16 protein-coding genes and 2 pseudogenes are annotated in these 16,082 nt (G+C 67.1%); 11 read left to right on the top strand and 7 right to left on the bottom strand.

Annotated elements, in window-relative coordinates:
• The first annotated feature begins 278 nt into the window (after positions 1 to 278).
• Positions 279 to 809: a Dps family protein gene (locus EC839_RS12375; RefSeq protein ID WP_007159835.1), complete on the top strand. Its 531-nt coding sequence runs from the start codon at positions 279 to 281 to the stop codon at positions 807 to 809.
• On the opposite strand, the gene EC839_RS12370 is transcribed toward EC839_RS12375, so the two are convergent.
• Positions 791 to 2,044 carry a DNA-binding transcriptional regulator gene (locus EC839_RS12370; RefSeq protein ID WP_007159834.1) on the bottom strand — a complete coding sequence of 418 codons (1,254 nt, stop codon included), beginning with the start codon at positions 2,042 to 2,044 and terminating at the stop codon, positions 791 to 793. The two genes, EC839_RS12375 and EC839_RS12370, sit on opposite strands and share 19 nt — an antisense overlap.
• 185 nt (positions 2,045 to 2,229) lie before the next feature.
• Between EC839_RS12370 and xylA the strand changes: the two genes are divergently transcribed.
• The 4 genes from xylA (at position 2,230) to EC839_RS12350 (ending at position 7,419) form a co-directional block, all read left to right on the top strand.
• Positions 2,230 to 3,546 carry a xylose isomerase gene (xylA, locus tag EC839_RS12365; protein ID WP_007159833.1) on the top strand — a complete coding sequence of 439 codons (1,317 nt, stop codon included), beginning with the start codon at positions 2,230 to 2,232 and terminating at the stop codon, positions 3,544 to 3,546.
• A 115-nt stretch (positions 3,547 to 3,661) separates the two neighbouring features.
• The gene (gene xylF, locus EC839_RS12360; RefSeq protein WP_007159832.1) at positions 3,662 to 4,663 is read left to right on the top strand and encodes a D-xylose ABC transporter substrate-binding protein; all 1,002 of its coding nucleotides are present in this window, start codon (positions 3,662 to 3,664) and stop codon (positions 4,661 to 4,663) included.
• 63 nt (positions 4,664 to 4,726) lie between these two features.
• On the top strand, positions 4,727 to 6,283 hold the full coding sequence (gene xylG, locus EC839_RS12355; RefSeq protein ID WP_007159831.1) for a D-xylose ABC transporter ATP-binding protein: 1,557 nt from the start codon (positions 4,727 to 4,729) through the stop codon (positions 6,281 to 6,283).
• Positions 6,283 to 7,419 carry a sugar ABC transporter permease gene (locus EC839_RS12350; protein ID WP_007159830.1) on the top strand — a complete coding sequence of 379 codons (1,137 nt, stop codon included), beginning with the start codon at positions 6,283 to 6,285 and terminating at the stop codon, positions 7,417 to 7,419. The genes xylG and EC839_RS12350 overlap by 1 nt, the downstream gene beginning before the upstream one ends.
• A 157-nt stretch (positions 7,420 to 7,576) precedes the next feature.
• Here EC839_RS12350 and EC839_RS12345 read toward each other — a convergent pair whose 3' ends face one another.
• Positions 7,577 to 7,861 carry a DUF3509 domain-containing protein gene (locus EC839_RS12345; protein WP_007159829.1) on the bottom strand — a complete coding sequence of 95 codons (285 nt, stop codon included), beginning with the start codon at positions 7,859 to 7,861 and terminating at the stop codon, positions 7,577 to 7,579.
• Between the two features lie 301 nt (positions 7,862 to 8,162).
• Here EC839_RS12345 and EC839_RS12340 point away from each other — a divergent pair, with 301 nt between their 5' ends.
• From EC839_RS12340 to EC839_RS24930, 5 genes and pseudogenes are all read left to right on the top strand, one after another.
• Positions 8,163 to 9,482, top strand: a complete 1,320-nt coding sequence (locus EC839_RS12340; protein WP_007159828.1) for a Na+/H+ antiporter family protein — start codon at positions 8,163 to 8,165, stop codon at positions 9,480 to 9,482.
• A 70-nt stretch (positions 9,483 to 9,552) separates the two neighbouring features.
• Positions 9,553 to 10,494: a GNAT family N-acetyltransferase gene (locus tag EC839_RS12335; RefSeq protein WP_007159827.1), complete on the top strand. Its 942-nt coding sequence runs from the start codon at positions 9,553 to 9,555 to the stop codon at positions 10,492 to 10,494.
• Positions 10,495 to 10,765: 271 nt separating this feature from the next.
• Positions 10,766 to 11,335 (top strand): PAS domain-containing protein, encoded by a 570-nt coding sequence (locus EC839_RS24940; protein WP_237709536.1) that lies wholly within the window; start codon positions 10,766 to 10,768, stop codon positions 11,333 to 11,335.
• Positions 11,302 to 11,580, top strand: a pseudogene (locus EC839_RS24935) (PAS domain-containing protein); the annotation flags it as partial. The gene EC839_RS24940 and the pseudogene EC839_RS24935, both read left to right, overlap by 34 nt.
• 48 nt (positions 11,581 to 11,628) lie before the next feature.
• Positions 11,629 to 11,895 (top strand): annotated as a pseudogene (locus EC839_RS24930) (methyl-accepting chemotaxis protein); the annotation flags it as partial.
• A 39-nt stretch (positions 11,896 to 11,934) separates the two neighbouring features.
• On the opposite strand, the gene EC839_RS12325 reads toward EC839_RS24930, so the two are convergent.
• From EC839_RS12325 to EC839_RS12305, 5 genes are all read right to left on the bottom strand, one after another.
• Positions 11,935 to 12,159, bottom strand: a complete 225-nt coding sequence (locus EC839_RS12325) for a DUF2934 domain-containing protein (RefSeq protein WP_007159825.1) — start codon at positions 12,157 to 12,159, stop codon at positions 11,935 to 11,937.
• 175 nt (positions 12,160 to 12,334) lie between these two features.
• The gene (locus EC839_RS12320; protein ID WP_007159824.1) at positions 12,335 to 13,162 is read right to left on the bottom strand and encodes an AraC family transcriptional regulator; all 828 of its coding nucleotides are present in this window, start codon (positions 13,160 to 13,162) and stop codon (positions 12,335 to 12,337) included.
• 36 nt (positions 13,163 to 13,198) lie between these two features.
• Positions 13,199 to 13,510 carry an AzlD domain-containing protein gene (locus EC839_RS12315; RefSeq protein WP_007159823.1) on the bottom strand — a complete coding sequence of 104 codons (312 nt, stop codon included), beginning with the start codon at positions 13,508 to 13,510 and terminating at the stop codon, positions 13,199 to 13,201.
• Entirely contained in the window at positions 13,507 to 14,199 is a 693-nt protein-coding gene (locus EC839_RS12310; protein WP_007159822.1) for an AzlC family ABC transporter permease, read from the bottom strand. Before EC839_RS12310 ends, EC839_RS12315 begins: the two co-directional genes overlap by 4 nt.
• Positions 14,200 to 14,282: 83 nt before the next feature.
• The gene (locus EC839_RS12305; RefSeq protein WP_027597461.1) at positions 14,283 to 15,041 is read right to left on the bottom strand and encodes a ParA family protein; all 759 of its coding nucleotides are present in this window, start codon (positions 15,039 to 15,041) and stop codon (positions 14,283 to 14,285) included.
• A gap of 231 nt (positions 15,042 to 15,272) precedes the next feature.
• Here EC839_RS12305 and EC839_RS12300 point away from each other — a divergent pair, with 231 nt between their 5' ends.
• Positions 15,273 to 16,067, top strand: a complete 795-nt coding sequence (locus EC839_RS12300; RefSeq protein ID WP_007159820.1) for an OBAP family protein — start codon at positions 15,273 to 15,275, stop codon at positions 16,065 to 16,067.
• The last annotated feature ends 15 nt before the right edge of the window (positions 16,068 to 16,082 follow it).

Here is a 16,082-nt window from a genome sequence, read left to right as displayed (position 1 = left end):
CAGCGGTTCTCACGCAGCGTCGGTTTGGCAGCAAAGCTGACAAACGGTTTTACCTACACATCTAGCTACAAGCGCAGCGGCCACGGCGAGAGAGGGCCTCTGGGACGGGCAATGAAACGCAGTCGCAACATGGACAACCATTCGTCATGCCCATGGTGGCGATATGCAAATTCGATGAACGATTTTTCGTCCGGTGCGGTCGATTTCTGCAGACGTTGATGTTCGCGCCAATGCAAGCGAACCCCTTTTTCTCTCTACGTCCTGACAGGAGATCTCTCATGGCCGTTGCCAATGCCAAGCAAGAACTCAAGACCGTTTCCAGCGTCAAGCAGAAGGCCCATCAGGGCGAAGACTCCACCCTGCAGAACCAGCAGGCCGTAGGCGAAGCCCTGGCCGTGCTGCTCTCCGATGTCTTCGCGCTGTACATCAAGACCAAGAACTACCACTGGCACATGAAGGGCTCGCATTTCCGCGACTACCATCTGCTGCTGGAAGAGCAAGCCACCCAGCTGTACGGCATCACCGACCTGATCGCCGAGCGCGCCCGCAAGATCGGCCAGCCCACCGTGCGCTCCCTGGAGCAGATGGTGCAACTCAAGCGCCTGGCCAGCAGCGATGCCACCGATCTGTCGGCGGATCAGATGCTGACCGAGCTGCATGACGATAACCAGTCGCTGGCGGCCTACATGCGCACCACCCACACCCTGACCGACGACGCCAACGACGTCTCCACCACCAGCCTGCTGGAAGAGTGGATCGACCAGGCCGAAGAGCGTGCCTGGTTCCTGGGTCAGACCGTCGGCAAATAAGCCGCGGTAGCGACCTGAAAGCCCGTCTCCGGACGGGCTTTTTCATGGGCGCTCGCCAGGGGTCTGGGATTCGACTGGTACTGCCGCGGCGTGCAGCCGAACTCCCGGCGAAACACCGCGTGCAGGTACTGCGCCGAGGTGAAGCCACAGCGCCGGGCGACCTCGGCCAGGCTCGGCGCCTCTTCCTGCAGCGCCACGGCCGCGGCGGCCAGCTTGAAGCCGAGGATCTCGTCGTGGACGCTGCGCCCCAGCTCGCGGCGAAAGGACGTCTCCAGCGCCGAGCGGGAGATGCCGACATAGCTGGCCACCTGCTCGGTCTTGATGCCCTGACAAGCGTACTGGCGGATGAAGTGCAGGGCGCGCATCACCTGCGGATGGCGCACCGGCTGGTGACGACTGGAGGCCTGGACGTTGATGCCCTCCGGCGGGATCAGCACCCGTGGCGCCCCCAGTTCGACGCCGTGTAGTCGCTGGTGCAATAGCCGCGCCGCCTCCCGGCCGATGGCCTCGGTGCCCTGGATCACCGAAGTCAGGGGTACGCGGGTCAGGGTGCGCGCCAGGGGATCGTTGTCGATGCCCACCAGCGCCACCTGTTCCGGCACCGGGATGCCGGCGGTGAGGCAGGCCTGCAGGAGTTGCCGCGCCCGGGCGTCGGTCACGGCGAGGATACCCACCGGCTTGGGCAGGGCCTCCAGCCAGGCGATCAGCTGTTCCACCGCCGTGTCCCACAGCGGTGCGCTGGTCTCCAGGCCGCGATAGATTTCCACCGGCAGGCCATCGCGGCGGAGCAGGGCGGCAAAGGCCGCCTCGCGCTCGCCGGCCCAGCGATTGGTGTCGGCGGCGGGCAGGCTGAAGCAGGCGAAGCGGGTCAGGCCGGATTCGATCAGGTGGTCATAGGCCAGGCGCACCAGGGCGGCGTTGTCGGTGGCCACATAGGGGATGCCGGGCGGGTAGTCGCCAGGGGCCGCGTAGGAGCCGCCGACGGCCACCACCGGCAGGGCGCTGTGGGCCAGGGCGGCGCTCACCGCCGGGTCGTCGAAGTCGGCGATGATGCCGTCGCCCTGCCAGCGCTCGATGCCCTTGAGCCGGCAGAGGAAGTCTTCTTCGAGGAACAGATCCCAGCGCGCCCGGGTGCCGCTCAGGTAGTTGCCGATGCCGGCGAGGATGCCTCGGTCGTAGATCTTGCTGCCGTTGAACAGCAGGGCGACGCGGTGGACGGGCGGCTGGCTGGGCATGGCGACGTTTCCGGCAGGAGGCGCGGGCGGGGCTCCAGACTACGACTGCCGCCTGCGCGTCTCAAGCGGCAAAATCGCACCTGGCTCTGGTGATTTTCACAATAGGCAGCCTGGGCAGCGGCGCTACCATCGACGCAAACCGGTACGCCGTATCGGGTGCGACAGATAAGAACAAGGACAACGCCATGGCTTACTTCCCCAATGTCGAAAAGGTCCGCTACGCCGGTCCCGACAGCACTTCCCCGCTTGCCTTCCGCCACTACGAAGCCGACCGCCTGGTCATGGGCAAGCCCATGCGCGAGCACCTGCGCATGGCGGTCTGCTACTGGCACACCTTCGTCTGGCCGGGTAGCGATGTCTTTGGTCAGGGCACCTTCCAGCGGCCCTGGCAGGCAGCGGGTTCGCCCCTGGAGCAGGCCCGCGCCAAGGCCGCCGCCGCCTTCGAATTCTTCAGCAAGCTGGGTGTGGACTACTACTGCTTCCACGACACCGACGTCGCCCCCGAAGGCGCCAGTTTCGCCGAGTACCGCGAGAACTTCGCCCGCCTGGTGGACGAGTTGGAACGCCACCAGAGCGACACCGGCCTCAAGCTCCTATGGGGCACCGCCAACTGCTTCAGCCACCCGCGCTATGCCGCCGGCGCCGCCAGCAACCCCGATCCGGAAGTCTTCGCCTGCGCCGCCACCCAAGTCTGCACGGCGATGAACGCCACCCACCGCCTGGGCGGCGAGAACTATGTGCTATGGGGCGGCCGCGAAGGCTACGAGACCCTGCTCAACACCGACCTTGCGCGCGAGCGCGAGCAACTTGGCCGCTTCATGCGGATGGTGGTGGAGCACAAGCACCGCATCGGCTTCCAGGGCGACCTGCTGATCGAGCCCAAGCCCCAGGAGCCGACCAAGCACCAGTACGACTACGACGTGGCCACCGTCTTCGGCTTCCTGCAGCAATTCGGACTGGAGAAGGAGATCAAGGTCAACATCGAGGCCAACCACGCGACCCTGGCCGGGCACAGCTTCCAGCACGAGATCGCCAGCGCGGTGGCCCTCGGCGTCTTCGGCAGCATCGACGCCAACCGCGGCGATCCGCAGAACGGCTGGGACACCGACCAGTTCCCCAACAGCGTCGAGGAAATGACCCTGGCGATCTACGAGATCCTCAAGGGCGGCGGCTTCACCCGCGGCGGCTTCAACTTCGACGCCAAGGTGCGCCGCCAGAGTCTGGACGACGTCGACCTGTTCCACGGCCACGTGGCGGCCATGGATACCCTGGCGCTGTCGCTGGAGCGCGCCGCGGCGCTCCTGCAGGACGACCCCCTGGGCAAGTTCAAGGCCGAGCGCTATGCCGGCTGGGACCAGTCCCTTGGTCAGCGCATCCTCGGGGGCCAGCTGAGTCTGGAGCAACTGGCCGAGCACACCTTCAGCCAGGGCCTGGCGCCCCAGCCGGTGAGCGGTCGCCAGGAGCTGCTCGAAGGCGTGGTCAACCGTTACCTGTATCGCTAGCGACCGCGAGCGGGTCGGTAGAAAAGCCTGGCTGACCCGCTTGTGCAAGCTCGCTGAATCGTTACACTCAAATCCGTTCTCTCGCTCCACAACAACAATAACCAAGGACGCCACCATGACTTTCAAGACGACCCTGCTCGCCGGTCTGCTCGCCCTGTGCACCACCGGTTTCGCCCAGGCCGACGCCCAGCATCCCAAGATCGGTTTCTCCATCGACGACCTGCGCCTGGAGCGCTGGGCTCGTGACCGCGACTACTTCGTCGCCGCCGCCGAGCAACTCGGCGCCAAGGTCTATGTGCAATCCGCCGACGCCAACGAGCAGCGCCAGCTGTCGCAGATCGAGAACCTGATCTCCCGCGGCGTGGACGCCATCGTCATCGTGCCCTTCAACGCCACGGTGCTGAACAACGTGGTGGCCGAGGCCAAGAAGGCCGGGGTCAAGGTGATCTCCTATGACCGCCTGATCCTCAACGCCGACATCGACGCCTACATCTCCTTCGATAACGAGAAGGTCGGCGAGATGCAGGCCGGTGGCGTGCTCAAGGCCCAGCCCAAGGGCAACTTCTTCCTGCTCGGCGGCGCGCCCACCGACAACAACGCCAAGATCCTCCGCCAGGGCCAGATGAAGGTCCTGCAGCCGGCCATCGACAAGGGCGACGTCAAGATCGTCGGCCAGCAGTGGGTCAAGGAGTGGAACCCGACCGAGGCCCTGGCCATCGTCGAGAACGCCCTGACCGCCAACGACAACAAGATCGACGGCATCGTCGCCTCCAACGACGCCACCGCCGGCGGCGCCATCCAGGCCCTGGCCGCGCAGAAGCTGGCCGGCAAGGTCGCCGTGTCCGGTCAGGACGCCGACCTCGCCGCCATCAAGCGGGTGATCGCCGGGACCCAGACCATGACCGTCTACAAGCCGCTCAAGCTGATCGCCTCCGAAGCGGCCAAGCTGTCGGTGCAACTGGTGCGCAACGAGAAGCCGGGCTTCAACTCCAGCTACGACAACGGCACCAAGAAGGTCGACACCCTGCTGCTCACCCCCACCGAGCTGACCAAGGCCAACGTCGACCTGCTGGTCAAGGACGGCTTCTACACCCAGGCCCAGATCGACGGCAAATAACCACTGGCCACCGGCTGGCCGTCTGACGCCTGGCGTCGGGCGGCCCCTGGGCAAGGAGCGGCCATGGCCGACTATCTGCTGGAAATGCACGGCATCGCCAAGAGCTTTGGCGGGGTGCGGGCGCTGGACGGCATCGATCTCAAGGTGCGTCCGGGCGAATGCGTAGGGCTGTGCGGCGAGAACGGCGCCGGCAAGTCCACCCTGATGAAGGTCCTCTCGGCGGTCTACCCTCACGGCACCTGGGAAGGCGAGATCCGCTGGGACGGGCGACCCCTGGAAGCCCAGTCCATCGCCGAATCCGAGGCGGCCGGCATCGTCATCATCCACCAGGAACTGACCCTGGTGCCCGATCTGTCCGTGGCCGAGAACATCTTCATGGGCCACGAACCGCGCCGCTTCGGCGGGCGGCTGGACTATCCGACCATGCTGCAGCGCTCGGCCGAGCTGATGCGCCGGCTCAAGGTGCCGGACATGAACGTGGCCCTGCCGGTGTCGCAGTACGGCGGCGGCCTGCAGCAACTGGTGGAGATCGCCAAGGCGCTGAACAAGAACGCCCGGCTGCTGATCCTCGACGAACCGACCTCGGCGCTCACCACCTCCGAGATCGCCGTGCTGCTGGACATCATCCGCGACCTCAAGGCGCAGGGCGTGGCCTGCGTCTACATCTCGCACAAGCTCGACGAGGTGGCGGCCATCTGCGACACCATCACGGTGATCCGCGACGGCAAGCACATCGCCACCACGCCCATGGCCGAGATGGACATCGACCGCATCATCACCCAGATGGTCGGCCGCGCCATGACCAACCTCTATCCGCAGATCCCCCACCAGATCGGCGAGGTGATCTTCGAGGCGCGCCGCTTCACCTGCCTTGACGTCGACAATCCCCAGCGCAAGCGCGTCGACGACGTCTCCTTCGCCGTGCGCGCCGGCGAGATCCTCGGCATCGCCGGGCTGGTGGGCGCCGGGCGCACCGAGCTGGTCTCGGCCATCTTCGGCGCCTACGACGGCCGCTACGAAGGCGAGGTCTGGCTCAATGGCCAGCGCATCGACACCCGCACCCCGCTGAAATCCATTCGCGCCGGCCTCTGCCTGGTGCCGGAGGATCGCAAGCGCCAGGGCATCATTCCCGACCTGGGCGTGGGCTCGAACATCACCCTCACGGTGCTGGACCGATTCGCCCACCTGAGTCGCATCGACAGCGAGGCGGAGCTGTCCTGCATCGACACCGAGATCGCCCGGCTGCAACTCAAGACCAGCAGCCCCTTCCTGCCCATCACCGGCCTCTCCGGCGGCAACCAGCAGAAGGCGGTGCTCTCCAAGATGCTGCTGGCGCGGCCCAAGGTGCTGATCCTCGACGAGCCCACCCGCGGCGTCGACGTCGGCGCCAAGTTCGAGATCTACCGGCTGATCGGCCTGCTCGCGGCGGAGGGCGTGGCCATCGTCATGGTCTCCTCGGAGCTGGCCGAGGTGCTCGGCGTCTCCGACCGGGTGCTGGTGCTCGGCGAAGGCCGGCTGCGCGGCGATTTCCCCAATGAGAATCTGACCCAGGAGCGGGTACTGGCCGCGGCCCTGGGCACCACCGAACGGGCGGTCGCCCAAGCCCGGGAGCACTTCTGATGCACGCCGTGAAACAGCTGTTCACCCGTTACAAGATGCTCGCCCTGCTGATCGCCGTGGCCCTGATCTGGCTGTTCTTCAGCTGGCAGACCGAAGGCGGCTTCGTCACCCCGCGCAACCTCTCCAACCTGCTGCGGCAGATGTCCATCACCGGCATCCTCGCCTGCGGCATGGTGCTGGTGATCATCGCCGGCGAGATCGACCTCTCGGTGGGTTCGCAACTCGGCCTGCTCGGCGGGGTGGCGGCGATACTCGACGTCACCTACCACGTGCCGCTGCCGATCACCTTGCTGGCGGTGGCCGCCGGTGGCCTGCTGATCGGCCTGATCAACGGCTATCTGAGCGCCTATCGAGGGATACCGTCCTTTATCGTCGGCCTCGGCGGCATGCTGGCCTTTCGCGGCGTGCTGCTCGGTCTTACCGGCGGAGTCACCGTCGCCCCGGTGTCGCCGGAACTGGTCTACCTCGGCCAGGGCTACCTGCCGCCGGCCGTGGGCAGCGCCCTGGGCGTGCTGCTGTTCGCCGTGGCCGTGGTGCTCACCTGGCGCCAGCGCAGCAAGCGCAAGACCCTCGGCCTGACCCTGGCGCCGCTGTGGCGCGACGTGTTGCGGGTGGTGGTGATCGGCGTGGTGCTGGCGGCTTTCATCCAGACCCTCAACCGCTACGACGGCATCCCGGTACCGGTGCTGATCCTGCTGGTGCTGCTCGGGGTGTTCAGCTACATCACCAGCCAGACCGTGTTCGGCCGGCGCATCTATGCGGTGGGCAGCAACCTGGAAGCCACGCGGCTGTCGGGCATCAACGTCCAGGCGATCAAGCTCGGCATCTTCGGCCTCATGGGCGTGATGTGCGCCCTGGCCGGTCTGGTCAACACCGCCCGCCTGGCCGCCGGTTCGCCCTCGGCCGGTACCATGGGCGAACTGGACGCCATCGCCGCCTGCTTCATCGGCGGCACCTCCATGCGCGGCGGCTCGGGTACCGTCTACGGCGCCCTGCTCGGCGCCCTGGTGATCGCCAGCTTGGACAACGGAATGTCCATGCTCGACGTGGACAGCTACTGGCAGATGATCGTCAAGGGCGGCATCCTGGTCCTGGCCGTCTGGGTCGACGTCAGCACCCGCACCAGCCGGCGCTGAGCAGGATGACCAGGGGTGGATGAGGCTGCACCGTCATCCACTCTACGACAAAGCCCCCACCTCACTCCGTATCGCCCCCTCACTCCAGCCCTCTCCCCCTGGGAGAGGGCTGGGGTGAGGGGGACTCAGCCAACGCTCAATGCCCAGCCAGCGCCGCTCAACTCTCGAACCGCTGCACCCGTGGGCCGCGCTGGCGCAGGTCGGCGAGGCTTTCTGGACTGAGGGTGCCGACGGCGCGATCAAGGTCGCGTTGCAGATCCTTGATTACGGTGGCCAGGGTGGTCTGGCATTCAAGGTTGCACAGGGGAATGGCCTTGGTGACCGTGACCGCACGGACTGTGTCAGTGACGGTGAACAGCAGGGTGCGGTCGGCGCGGCGGGGAACGGCCAGGCAGGAGTGCGGACTGAAGGCAGTAATCAGCATATCTATGGCGTTTTGCATGGGCAGCTCGTCCTTGTGGTGACCGTGAAAGCGTCCAGTCAGACGCCTTACCGCTCTAGAAGGTTCAGTCCAGAGCCGTTCCATCATCGCGAATTCATCTCGAGACCGACCCGCACCGGCGAATAGGTCGACAGCAGTCAGGCGTGGGTAACCGCGCATGATCCACCGCCGTCGCTTTTCCACGCGGCCATCATGTCGACGCCTGTGGATAAACCTGGCACTGCGCCATCCATCCCTGGCCTTTGACGCCCGCGCCGGGCTGCGGCAGAGTGCGCGCCCCTTTGGTGGTGCGGAGTCGGCGATGAATGCGGTGGTGGTGGCGGTAGGACTGATGCTGGTCCTTAGTCTGGCGCGGGTGCACGTGGTGGTGGCGATGATTGCCGGCGCCGTGGCCGGTGGCCTGGTGGGCGGCCTCGGGCTGGAGGGCACCCTGCTGGCCTTCAATGCCGGCCTGGGCAATGGCGCCAAGGTGGCGCTCTCCTATGCGCTGCTGGGCGCCTTTGCCGTGGCCATCAGCCAGTCGGGGCTGGCGCACATGCTGGCCGATCGCGCCCTGGCGCTGATGGAGCGCCAGGCGGCCCAGGGTGGACGCTCGCTGCGCTGGGCGCTGCTCGGTCTGCTGCTGGCGGTGTCCATCGCCTCGCAGAACATCCTGCCCATCCACATCGCCTTCATCCCGCTGCTGGTGCCGCCGCTGCTCTATGTGCTGACGCGCCTGGAGCTGGATCGCCGCCGGCTGTCCTGCGTCATGACCTTCGGCCTGATCGCTCCCTACATGTTCCTGCCGGTAGGCTTCGGCAGTCTCTATCTGCACGACATCCTGCTCGCCAGCGTGGCCCGTGCCGGGGTGGACGTCAGCGGCGTGGACCCCAGTCGCGCCATGCTGCTGCCGGCCCTGGGCATGGTGGTCGGCCTGCTGCTGGCGGTCTTCATCAGCTATCGCCGGCCGCGGCGGTACGACCTGAGCCTGGTGGCGCGCACCGAGCGGGCCGACCGCCCCTACAACGGCCGTACCCTGCTGGTGGCGCTGATCGCGGTGATCGCCGCCTTTGGCGTGCAGCTCTGGCTGGACTCCATGATCCTCGGCGCCCTGGTCGGCTTCGTGGTCTTTACCGCCACCGGCGTGGTGCGCTGGCGCGAGGCCGACGACCTGTTCAGCGAGGGCGCGAAGATGATGGCGGTGATCGGCTTCATCATGCTCACCGCCGGCGGCTTCGCCGAGGTGCTTACCGCTACCGGCCAGATCAAGGACCTGGCCGCCACCGCCGCCGGCCTGATCGGCGACAACCGCGCCCTGGGCGCGCTGCTGCTCCTGCTGCTGGGCATGCTGGTGACCCTGGGCATCGGTTCGTCCTTTTCCAGCGTGCCCATCCTCGCCGCCATCCTCGGCCCGCTGTGCCTGCACCTGGGCTTTTCGCCGCTGGCCATCGTCTGCCTGATCGGCACCGCCGGCGCCCTCGGCGACTCGGGTTCGCCGGCCTCGGATTCCACCCTGGGCCCCACCTCGGGCCTCAACGTGGACGGCCAGCACAGCCATATCTGGGACACCGTGGTGCCGTCCTTCCTGCACTTCAGCCTGCCGATGCTGCTGTTCGGCTGGGCCGCGGTGCTGCTGCTGTAAGCGGCGATTGCCGCCCGGGCGCAAAGCCCTTGCCGGGCGGGTCCAAGGCCTACAGCCAAGGAGCCGCCCCATGTCTACCCCCGCCTTCAGTGTCGTACCCCTGACCGCCGCCGACCTGCCGGCCACCACCGAGGTGGTGCGCCTGGCCTTCGCCACCTGGATGGGCGCCGCCGAGCCGGGCGAATTCTGGAACGACCGCGACTATGTGCGCAGTCGCTTCGCCGCGCCCCACACCGCCTGGTTCAAGGCCCTCGACGGCGCGCGGCTGGTTGGCGCCATCTGCGTCACCCGCTGGGGGCGCCACGGCATCCTCGGTCCGCTGGCGGTGCATCCGGACTACTGGGACGCCAAGGTGGCCAAGGCGCTGATGGGCGCCGCGATCGAGCAACTCGATGCCTGGCAGCTGGTGCATACCGGACTCTTCACCTTTCCCGACAGTCCGCGTCACCTGGGGCTCTACCAGGGCTTCGGCTTCTGGCCGCAGACCCTGACCGCGGTGATGGCGCGACCGCTGCAGACGCAGACGGCGCCGCCGGCGTTGCGATTTTCCCTGGCGGCCGAGCCCGACCGGCTGCTGGTGGCCTGCGCCGAGCTGGGCCAGGCCAATGCCCCAGGGCTGGATGTCTCCGCCGAGATGGCCGCGGTGCACGCACAGGGGCTCGGTGAGAGCCTGCTGCTGCAGGACGCGGAGGGCCGGTCGGAGGGCTTCGCCGTCTGCCACTTCGGGCCCCACAGCGAGGCGGGTACCGGGGTCTGCTATGTGAAGTGCGGGGCGGTGCTGCCCGGCGCGGGCGCGGAGGCGCGCTTCGCCCGGCTGATCGCCGCCTGCGACGGCCTGGCAAGGGACCACGGTCAGCAGCGACTGCTGGCTGGCGTCAATACCGCCCGCCGGGGCGCCTACCAATGGCTGCTGGCTCAAGGCTTTCGCAGCGAGATCCTGGGCATCACCCTGCACCGGGGCGAAGCCCATTACGACCAACCCGAGGTCTGGCTGCTGGACGACTGGCGCTGATCGAGTGAGGGCGCTAGATCGCGAAAAGGCTCTAGGACGGGTTAAAGAGCGAAGCGGTAAGGCCGATACAAAGACTCGGATCGCGTGCAGCTCCTGCCGCGGCTGCTCCCCTCGAGGAGTCGATCATGGCCTTGCTCAAGCATTACTCCACCATGCGCGCGCTGAGCGTTCTGGCTGCGGCTGCCGAGAACACCACCCCCCTTGCCGAGCTGAGTGGCTTCCAGGGCAATCCCACCGTGACCCGCCTGCCAATGCTCTGCAGGCTCTGCTGGTGCAGCAGGCCGAGCTGCAGCAGCAGGTTCAGGTGCTGAATCAGGACAATGCCGCGCTGACCGCCCGGGTGGCCGAAAGCGAGGCGCTGGCCAAACGCCTGGGGACTCGCTTCGAGCTGGTCAGCCAGGGTTCCAGTGAAGGCCTCTGGGACATGGAAGTGGTGGCCGGCGATCCGGTCAATCCGCGCAACGCCTTCTGGTGGTCGGATCAGTTCCGCGCCATGCTCGGCTTTCGCGATGAAAGCGATTTCCCCAGCCAGCTGGGCAGCTGGGCCAAGCGCCTGCATCCTGAGGACAGCGCCTGGGTGCTGGACGCCTTTGCCGCCCACATGAAGGGTCGCACCGGCCAGACGCCCTTCGATGTCCAGTACCGCATCGCCCTGAAATCCGGCGAATACCGCTGGATGCGCGCCACCGGCGCGATGAGCGCGGCGTGCCGCTACGAGTGGCCGGCTCCCTGCGGGACATCCACGAACAGCGCCTGCGCGATCAGGAGCTGGACGTCACCCTGGCCCGTTTCGAACTGGCGCGGGAGATGCTCAACGACGGCCTCTGGGACATGGAGGTGATCGCCGGCGATCCGCTCAATCCCAAGAATCCCTTCTGGTGGTCGCCGCAATTCCGTCGCCTGCTCGGCTACGAGACCCTCCAGGAATTCCCCGATGTGCTGGACAGCTGGGCCTCGCGCCTCTATCCGGAAGATCGCGACCGGGTGCTGGAAGCCTTTGGTTCGCACATCAACGACCGCAGTGGCCGCACCGGCTTCGATATCACCTATCGCCTGGTGCTGAAGAACAACGAGGTACGCTGGTTTCGCGCTCGGGGCCAGACCAAGCGCACCGCCGATGGCACGCCGTTGCGGGTGGTGGGCGCGCTGGCCGACGTCCATGCCCTGCACGAGCAGGAGTCCCTGCGCGGCAGCCAGGAAGACCAGCACCGCACCATGGAAGAGAATCTGCAGAAGGTGACCGAGATCGTCGGTTCCATCCAGGGCATCGCCGCCCAGACCAACCTGCTGGTGCTCAACGCGGCCATCGAGGCGGCGCGTGCCGGTGAAGCGGGCCGGGGTTTCGCCGTGGTGGCGCACGAGGTGCGCAAGCTGGCCACCCGCACCTCGGAGGCCACCCAGCGAGCGGCCGACATGATCCGCAAATAAGCGGGCCTGGCCTCAGGCGTCGCCCGCGGTGGCCTTCTTGCGCGAGCGGCTGCGCGGCTTGGGTGCCGGCGGGGCGACGCTGCTCTGGATGCCGCCGACCTGGGTCAGGTTGTCGTCGGGCTGGTCTTCCAGTTCGCGATTGGCCTGAAACCAGTGCTCGAAATCCTGGCCATGGGGACGCCCTTCGCGCTCCCAGATTTCATAGGCGCGCTGGCGGATGCGTTCTTCGAGGGTCATACCGGTAACTCCAAAGGGGCAGGGGAGAGCGGCCGGCAGCTCCAGCGCTCTTCCTGACTAGGCCAGGGGCGACCGGAAAAAGTTTCTCCGAGGCTTGCGGTGAGTCAGGCGCCGTTGCCGCTTGCCGGGCTCTGGCAGGCCGCTTTTGCGGCCAGGACCGTTCGTCGGGCCCCGGCTAGCCCTGCCAGGCGCGGCGATAGGCGCCTGGCGCCACGCCGTAGGCCTGCTTGAACTGGCGAGTGAGATGGCTCTGGTCGGCGAAGCCCAGTTGCAGGGCTACCTCCAGGGGCGCCCAGCCGGCGCGCAGGAGGCCCTGGGCGCGGGTCAGGCGCTGCTGCTTGAGCCAGGCGTGGGGCGGCAGGCCCGTCGCGCGGCGGAACACCCGCAGGAAATGAAAGGGCGACAGCCCCACTGCCCGGGCCAATTCTTCGAGACTGGGTGGTTGCTGCAACCGCTGGCCGAGCAGTTCGCGGGCGCGCTGCACCGCCAGAGGCTCGTAGCCCGGTTCCGCCAGGGCACCCAGGCGGGCATGGCGACCGAACAGCAGGAGCAGCGCCTCGCGCCAGGCGGTCTGCTGCTCCAGGGCCTCGGCGCCGCCATCGGCCAGCCGATGCAGATGGCTGAAGGCCGCGCTCACCTGAGGGTCGTGCAGCACGCTGGTGGCGAAGGCCGGGGTGGCGTCCAGCGGGCGTCCCAGCTCGGCGAACACCGGCGCCAGCTGCCCCAGCGTCGGATAGAAGCCGCGGTACTGCCAGCCTTCCTCGACCGCCGTCGCCCCGGTGTGCAACTCGTCCGGGTTGATCAGCACCATGCTGCCGGTCGCGGCCAGGTGCTCGGCACCGCGATGGCGAAAGCGCTGGGCGCCGCGCTCGATCACGGTGAACACATAGCCTTCGTGCACATGGGGCGCAAAGCGCTGGCGACGATAGCGGGCGTGCAGCAGCTCGACGCCGCCCAACCCGCGGGCCGGCCAGAGGCGGGCGTTTTCTTGTTGTCCGTTCATGGCTCTCTCGTGGCCCCGACGGGTTCCACCTTCGGGCTAGAGGAGCCAGCGTAGCAGGTAGAACACGCCCATGCTGAGGATCACCGTGGTCAGCACCCGCCGCGTCCAGAGCATCAGCACCACCGCGGTCAGGGCCGCCAGCGGGTAGGGATCGACCAGGGTGGCGGCCAGCGACGTTTCGCCGGAGAACAGGATGGGGCCGCAGATGGCGGTGAGCATCCCGGGCACGGCGAATTCCAGGAAGTTGCGCAGGTTGCGGCCCAGGCGCAGCGGCAGGCGCGGTTCGAGAAAGAGATAGCGATTGCAGAAGACCAGGGCGGCCATGCCGAGCACGGTGGCGAGGATCATGGCAGGCGCTCCCGCAGGCGGCGGACCAGAAAGCCCACGCTCATCCCCGCCAGGCCGCCCAGCACCAGGGCGCCCTGCCAGTGCAGGTGATGCAGCCACACCGACACCAGCAGCGCGGTGAGCACGCAGGCCACGGTGGCCAGGTCGCGCACCAGGGGCACCACCAGGGCGATGAAGGTGGCGGCGATGGAGAAGTCCAGGCCCAGGGCGCCCAGGTTGGGCAGCACCCGCCCCAGCAGCAGCCCGGCCAGGGTGAAGAGATTCCACAGCAGATAGAAACTCAGGCCCATGCCCAGGGCGCGCCAGCGGTCGAAGCTGGCTGGTTGCTCGGCATGGTTCAGGGCGAAGAATTCGTCGGTGAGCAGGAAGCCGAAGCCCAGCCGCCAGGGCAGTGGCTGGGGCGCCAGGACGCGTCTCAGGTGCAGGCCATAGAGCAGGTGCTGGGAGGTCAGCAGCAGGGTGGTCAGCAGGATGGCGGCGAGGCCCGCGCCGGCCTTGAGCATGCCCAGGGCCACCAGCTGCGCCGCCCCGGCGAATACCAGCAGGGAAAAGGCTTGGCCTTCCAGCACGCTGAGTCCGGTCTCGATGGCCAGGGCGCCGACCAGGATGCCCCAGGGCGCGCAGGCCAGCGACAGCGGCATGATCTGCCAGGCGCCCTGGAGGAAGGCGCGGCGGCGGGAAGCGGTCATCGGCAGAGCTCCGGAGGGCAGGGGATGCCCAGGGTGCCGCGCCGCGTCGCCGCCGTCTTGAACGTTCTTGCGCTGTGGCGCCTTCAGCCTTCCAGCAGGGCGAACAGTTCCAGGTACTGCCGGGTCAGCTTGTGGCCCGGGTCCAGGTGGATCAGCGGGCGATGCTGCTGGTGGGATTCGCGCATCTTCACCGAAGACATCAGCGGCGCCGCCAGCACCGGCAGGTCACGCGCCTGGAGTTCCTCGATCAGCTGCCGCGGGGTGCTGGCCTGGGCGTGGTACTGGTTGATGACGATGCCCTCGACGGCGAGCTTTTCGTTGTAGTCCTCGCGGATCTCCTCCAGCTCCTCGATCAGGTCGTAGAGCGCCTGCTGGGCGAAGACATCGCAGTCGAAGGGGATCAGGCAGCGATCGGCGGCGATCAGCGCCGAGATGCTATAGAAATTCAGCGCCGGCGGGGTATCCAGGTAGATGCGGTCATAGTCCTCGCCGAGCTTGTCGAGGTACTTGGCGAGCTTCTGGATCTTGTACTTGGATTCGAGCTTGAACTGCAGCTCGGTCAGCTCGCCCGAGGCGGCGATCAGATCCAGATTCGGCCAGGCGGTGGCGTGGATGTTGGCCTGGGCCTTCTTGCCGCCGCTCAGGGTCTGCTTGAAGAAATCGGCGATGCCGTGGGGCAGGTCGTCGCCCACCTCGCCGGTGAGGTACTGGCTGGAGTTGGCCTGGGGATCGAGGTCCACCAGCAGGGTGCGATAGCCCTCGTGGGCGCTGATGGCCGCCAGGTTGCAGGCGATGCTGGACTTGCCGACACCGCCCTTCTTGTTGAAGACCACGCGGCGCAGGGCATGACCGGATGGAGAGCTGTGTGCGTTCATTGAGTCGTCCCGACAGAGAGATGAGGCCTGGGGTGCAAAGGTGTGGCTGTGGCGTTTCGCTTATACCGAAAGGCCAGGCACGGACGATGACGAATTTATGGCCGTTGCATGACATTCGTATGACGAGCCTAGCGCAGCGGTGGAACCTAGGCGTCTGTCCGGCCTTCGAACTCGGCAAGCTCCCGTCGAGAATCCGCCATGACCCTCCGCCGACTCCCCACCTTGCTGCTGCTCGCCTGCGCCCCGCTGGCCCAGGCCGCCAACGACACCCAATCGCCGGTCCCGGTACCGGGTGCCCCCGCCCAGACCGATACCCGGGTACTCGAAGCCGGGGCCGATGTCTTGCAGCGCAAGCCGCCCATCGCCGCCCTCAATACCTACCTGGACGGCTTCCACTTCTACAACGGCCATCCCCACAGCCAGATGGAGGCCCATCACTATTGCAGCGTCTTGGGCGAAGAGATGTTCCAGTGCGTGATCTACGACGGCAACGTCGCCGATGCCAAGCTGATGGGCGTCGAGTACATCATCAGCGAACGGCTGTTCAAGACCCTGCCCGAGGCCGAGAAGGCGCTCTGGCACAGCCATGTGCACGAGGTAAAGTCGGGCCAGCTGGTCGCGCCCGGCGTACCCCAGGTGGCCGAGCACCGGCTGATGGACAAGCTGGTGCACACCTACGGCAAGACCTGGCACACCTGGCATACCGATCAGGACATGGAGCTGCCCCTGGGCGTCCCCCAGCTGATGATGGGCTTCACCGCCGACGGCCAGCTCGATCCCAAGCTGCTCGCCGAGCGTGACCGTCGTCTGGGCATCTCTTCCAGCGAGACCAGGGCCGCCCGTGCCGACCTGCCCACTCCCGCCGTCGCCCCCGGCGCCAACGCCTGGCAGCAGGGCAAGGTCATCCAGTTGCAGGACCCCACCGGCCAGCTGCACAAGCATGAGGGCGAGCACACCGAAAAGGGCGTCAATACCAGTTCGAACAAGCCCTGAGAGTTGGGTTAGGCT

The organism is Pseudomonas sp. JUb52 (genome assembly GCF_004341115.1).
In the GTDB taxonomy this organism is placed as follows: Bacteria; Pseudomonadota; Gammaproteobacteria; order Pseudomonadales; family Pseudomonadaceae; genus Chryseomonas; species Chryseomonas oryzihabitans.
The sequence above is the reverse complement of the archived record's forward strand: the minus strand, read 5'-3'. Positions and strand labels throughout refer to the sequence as shown.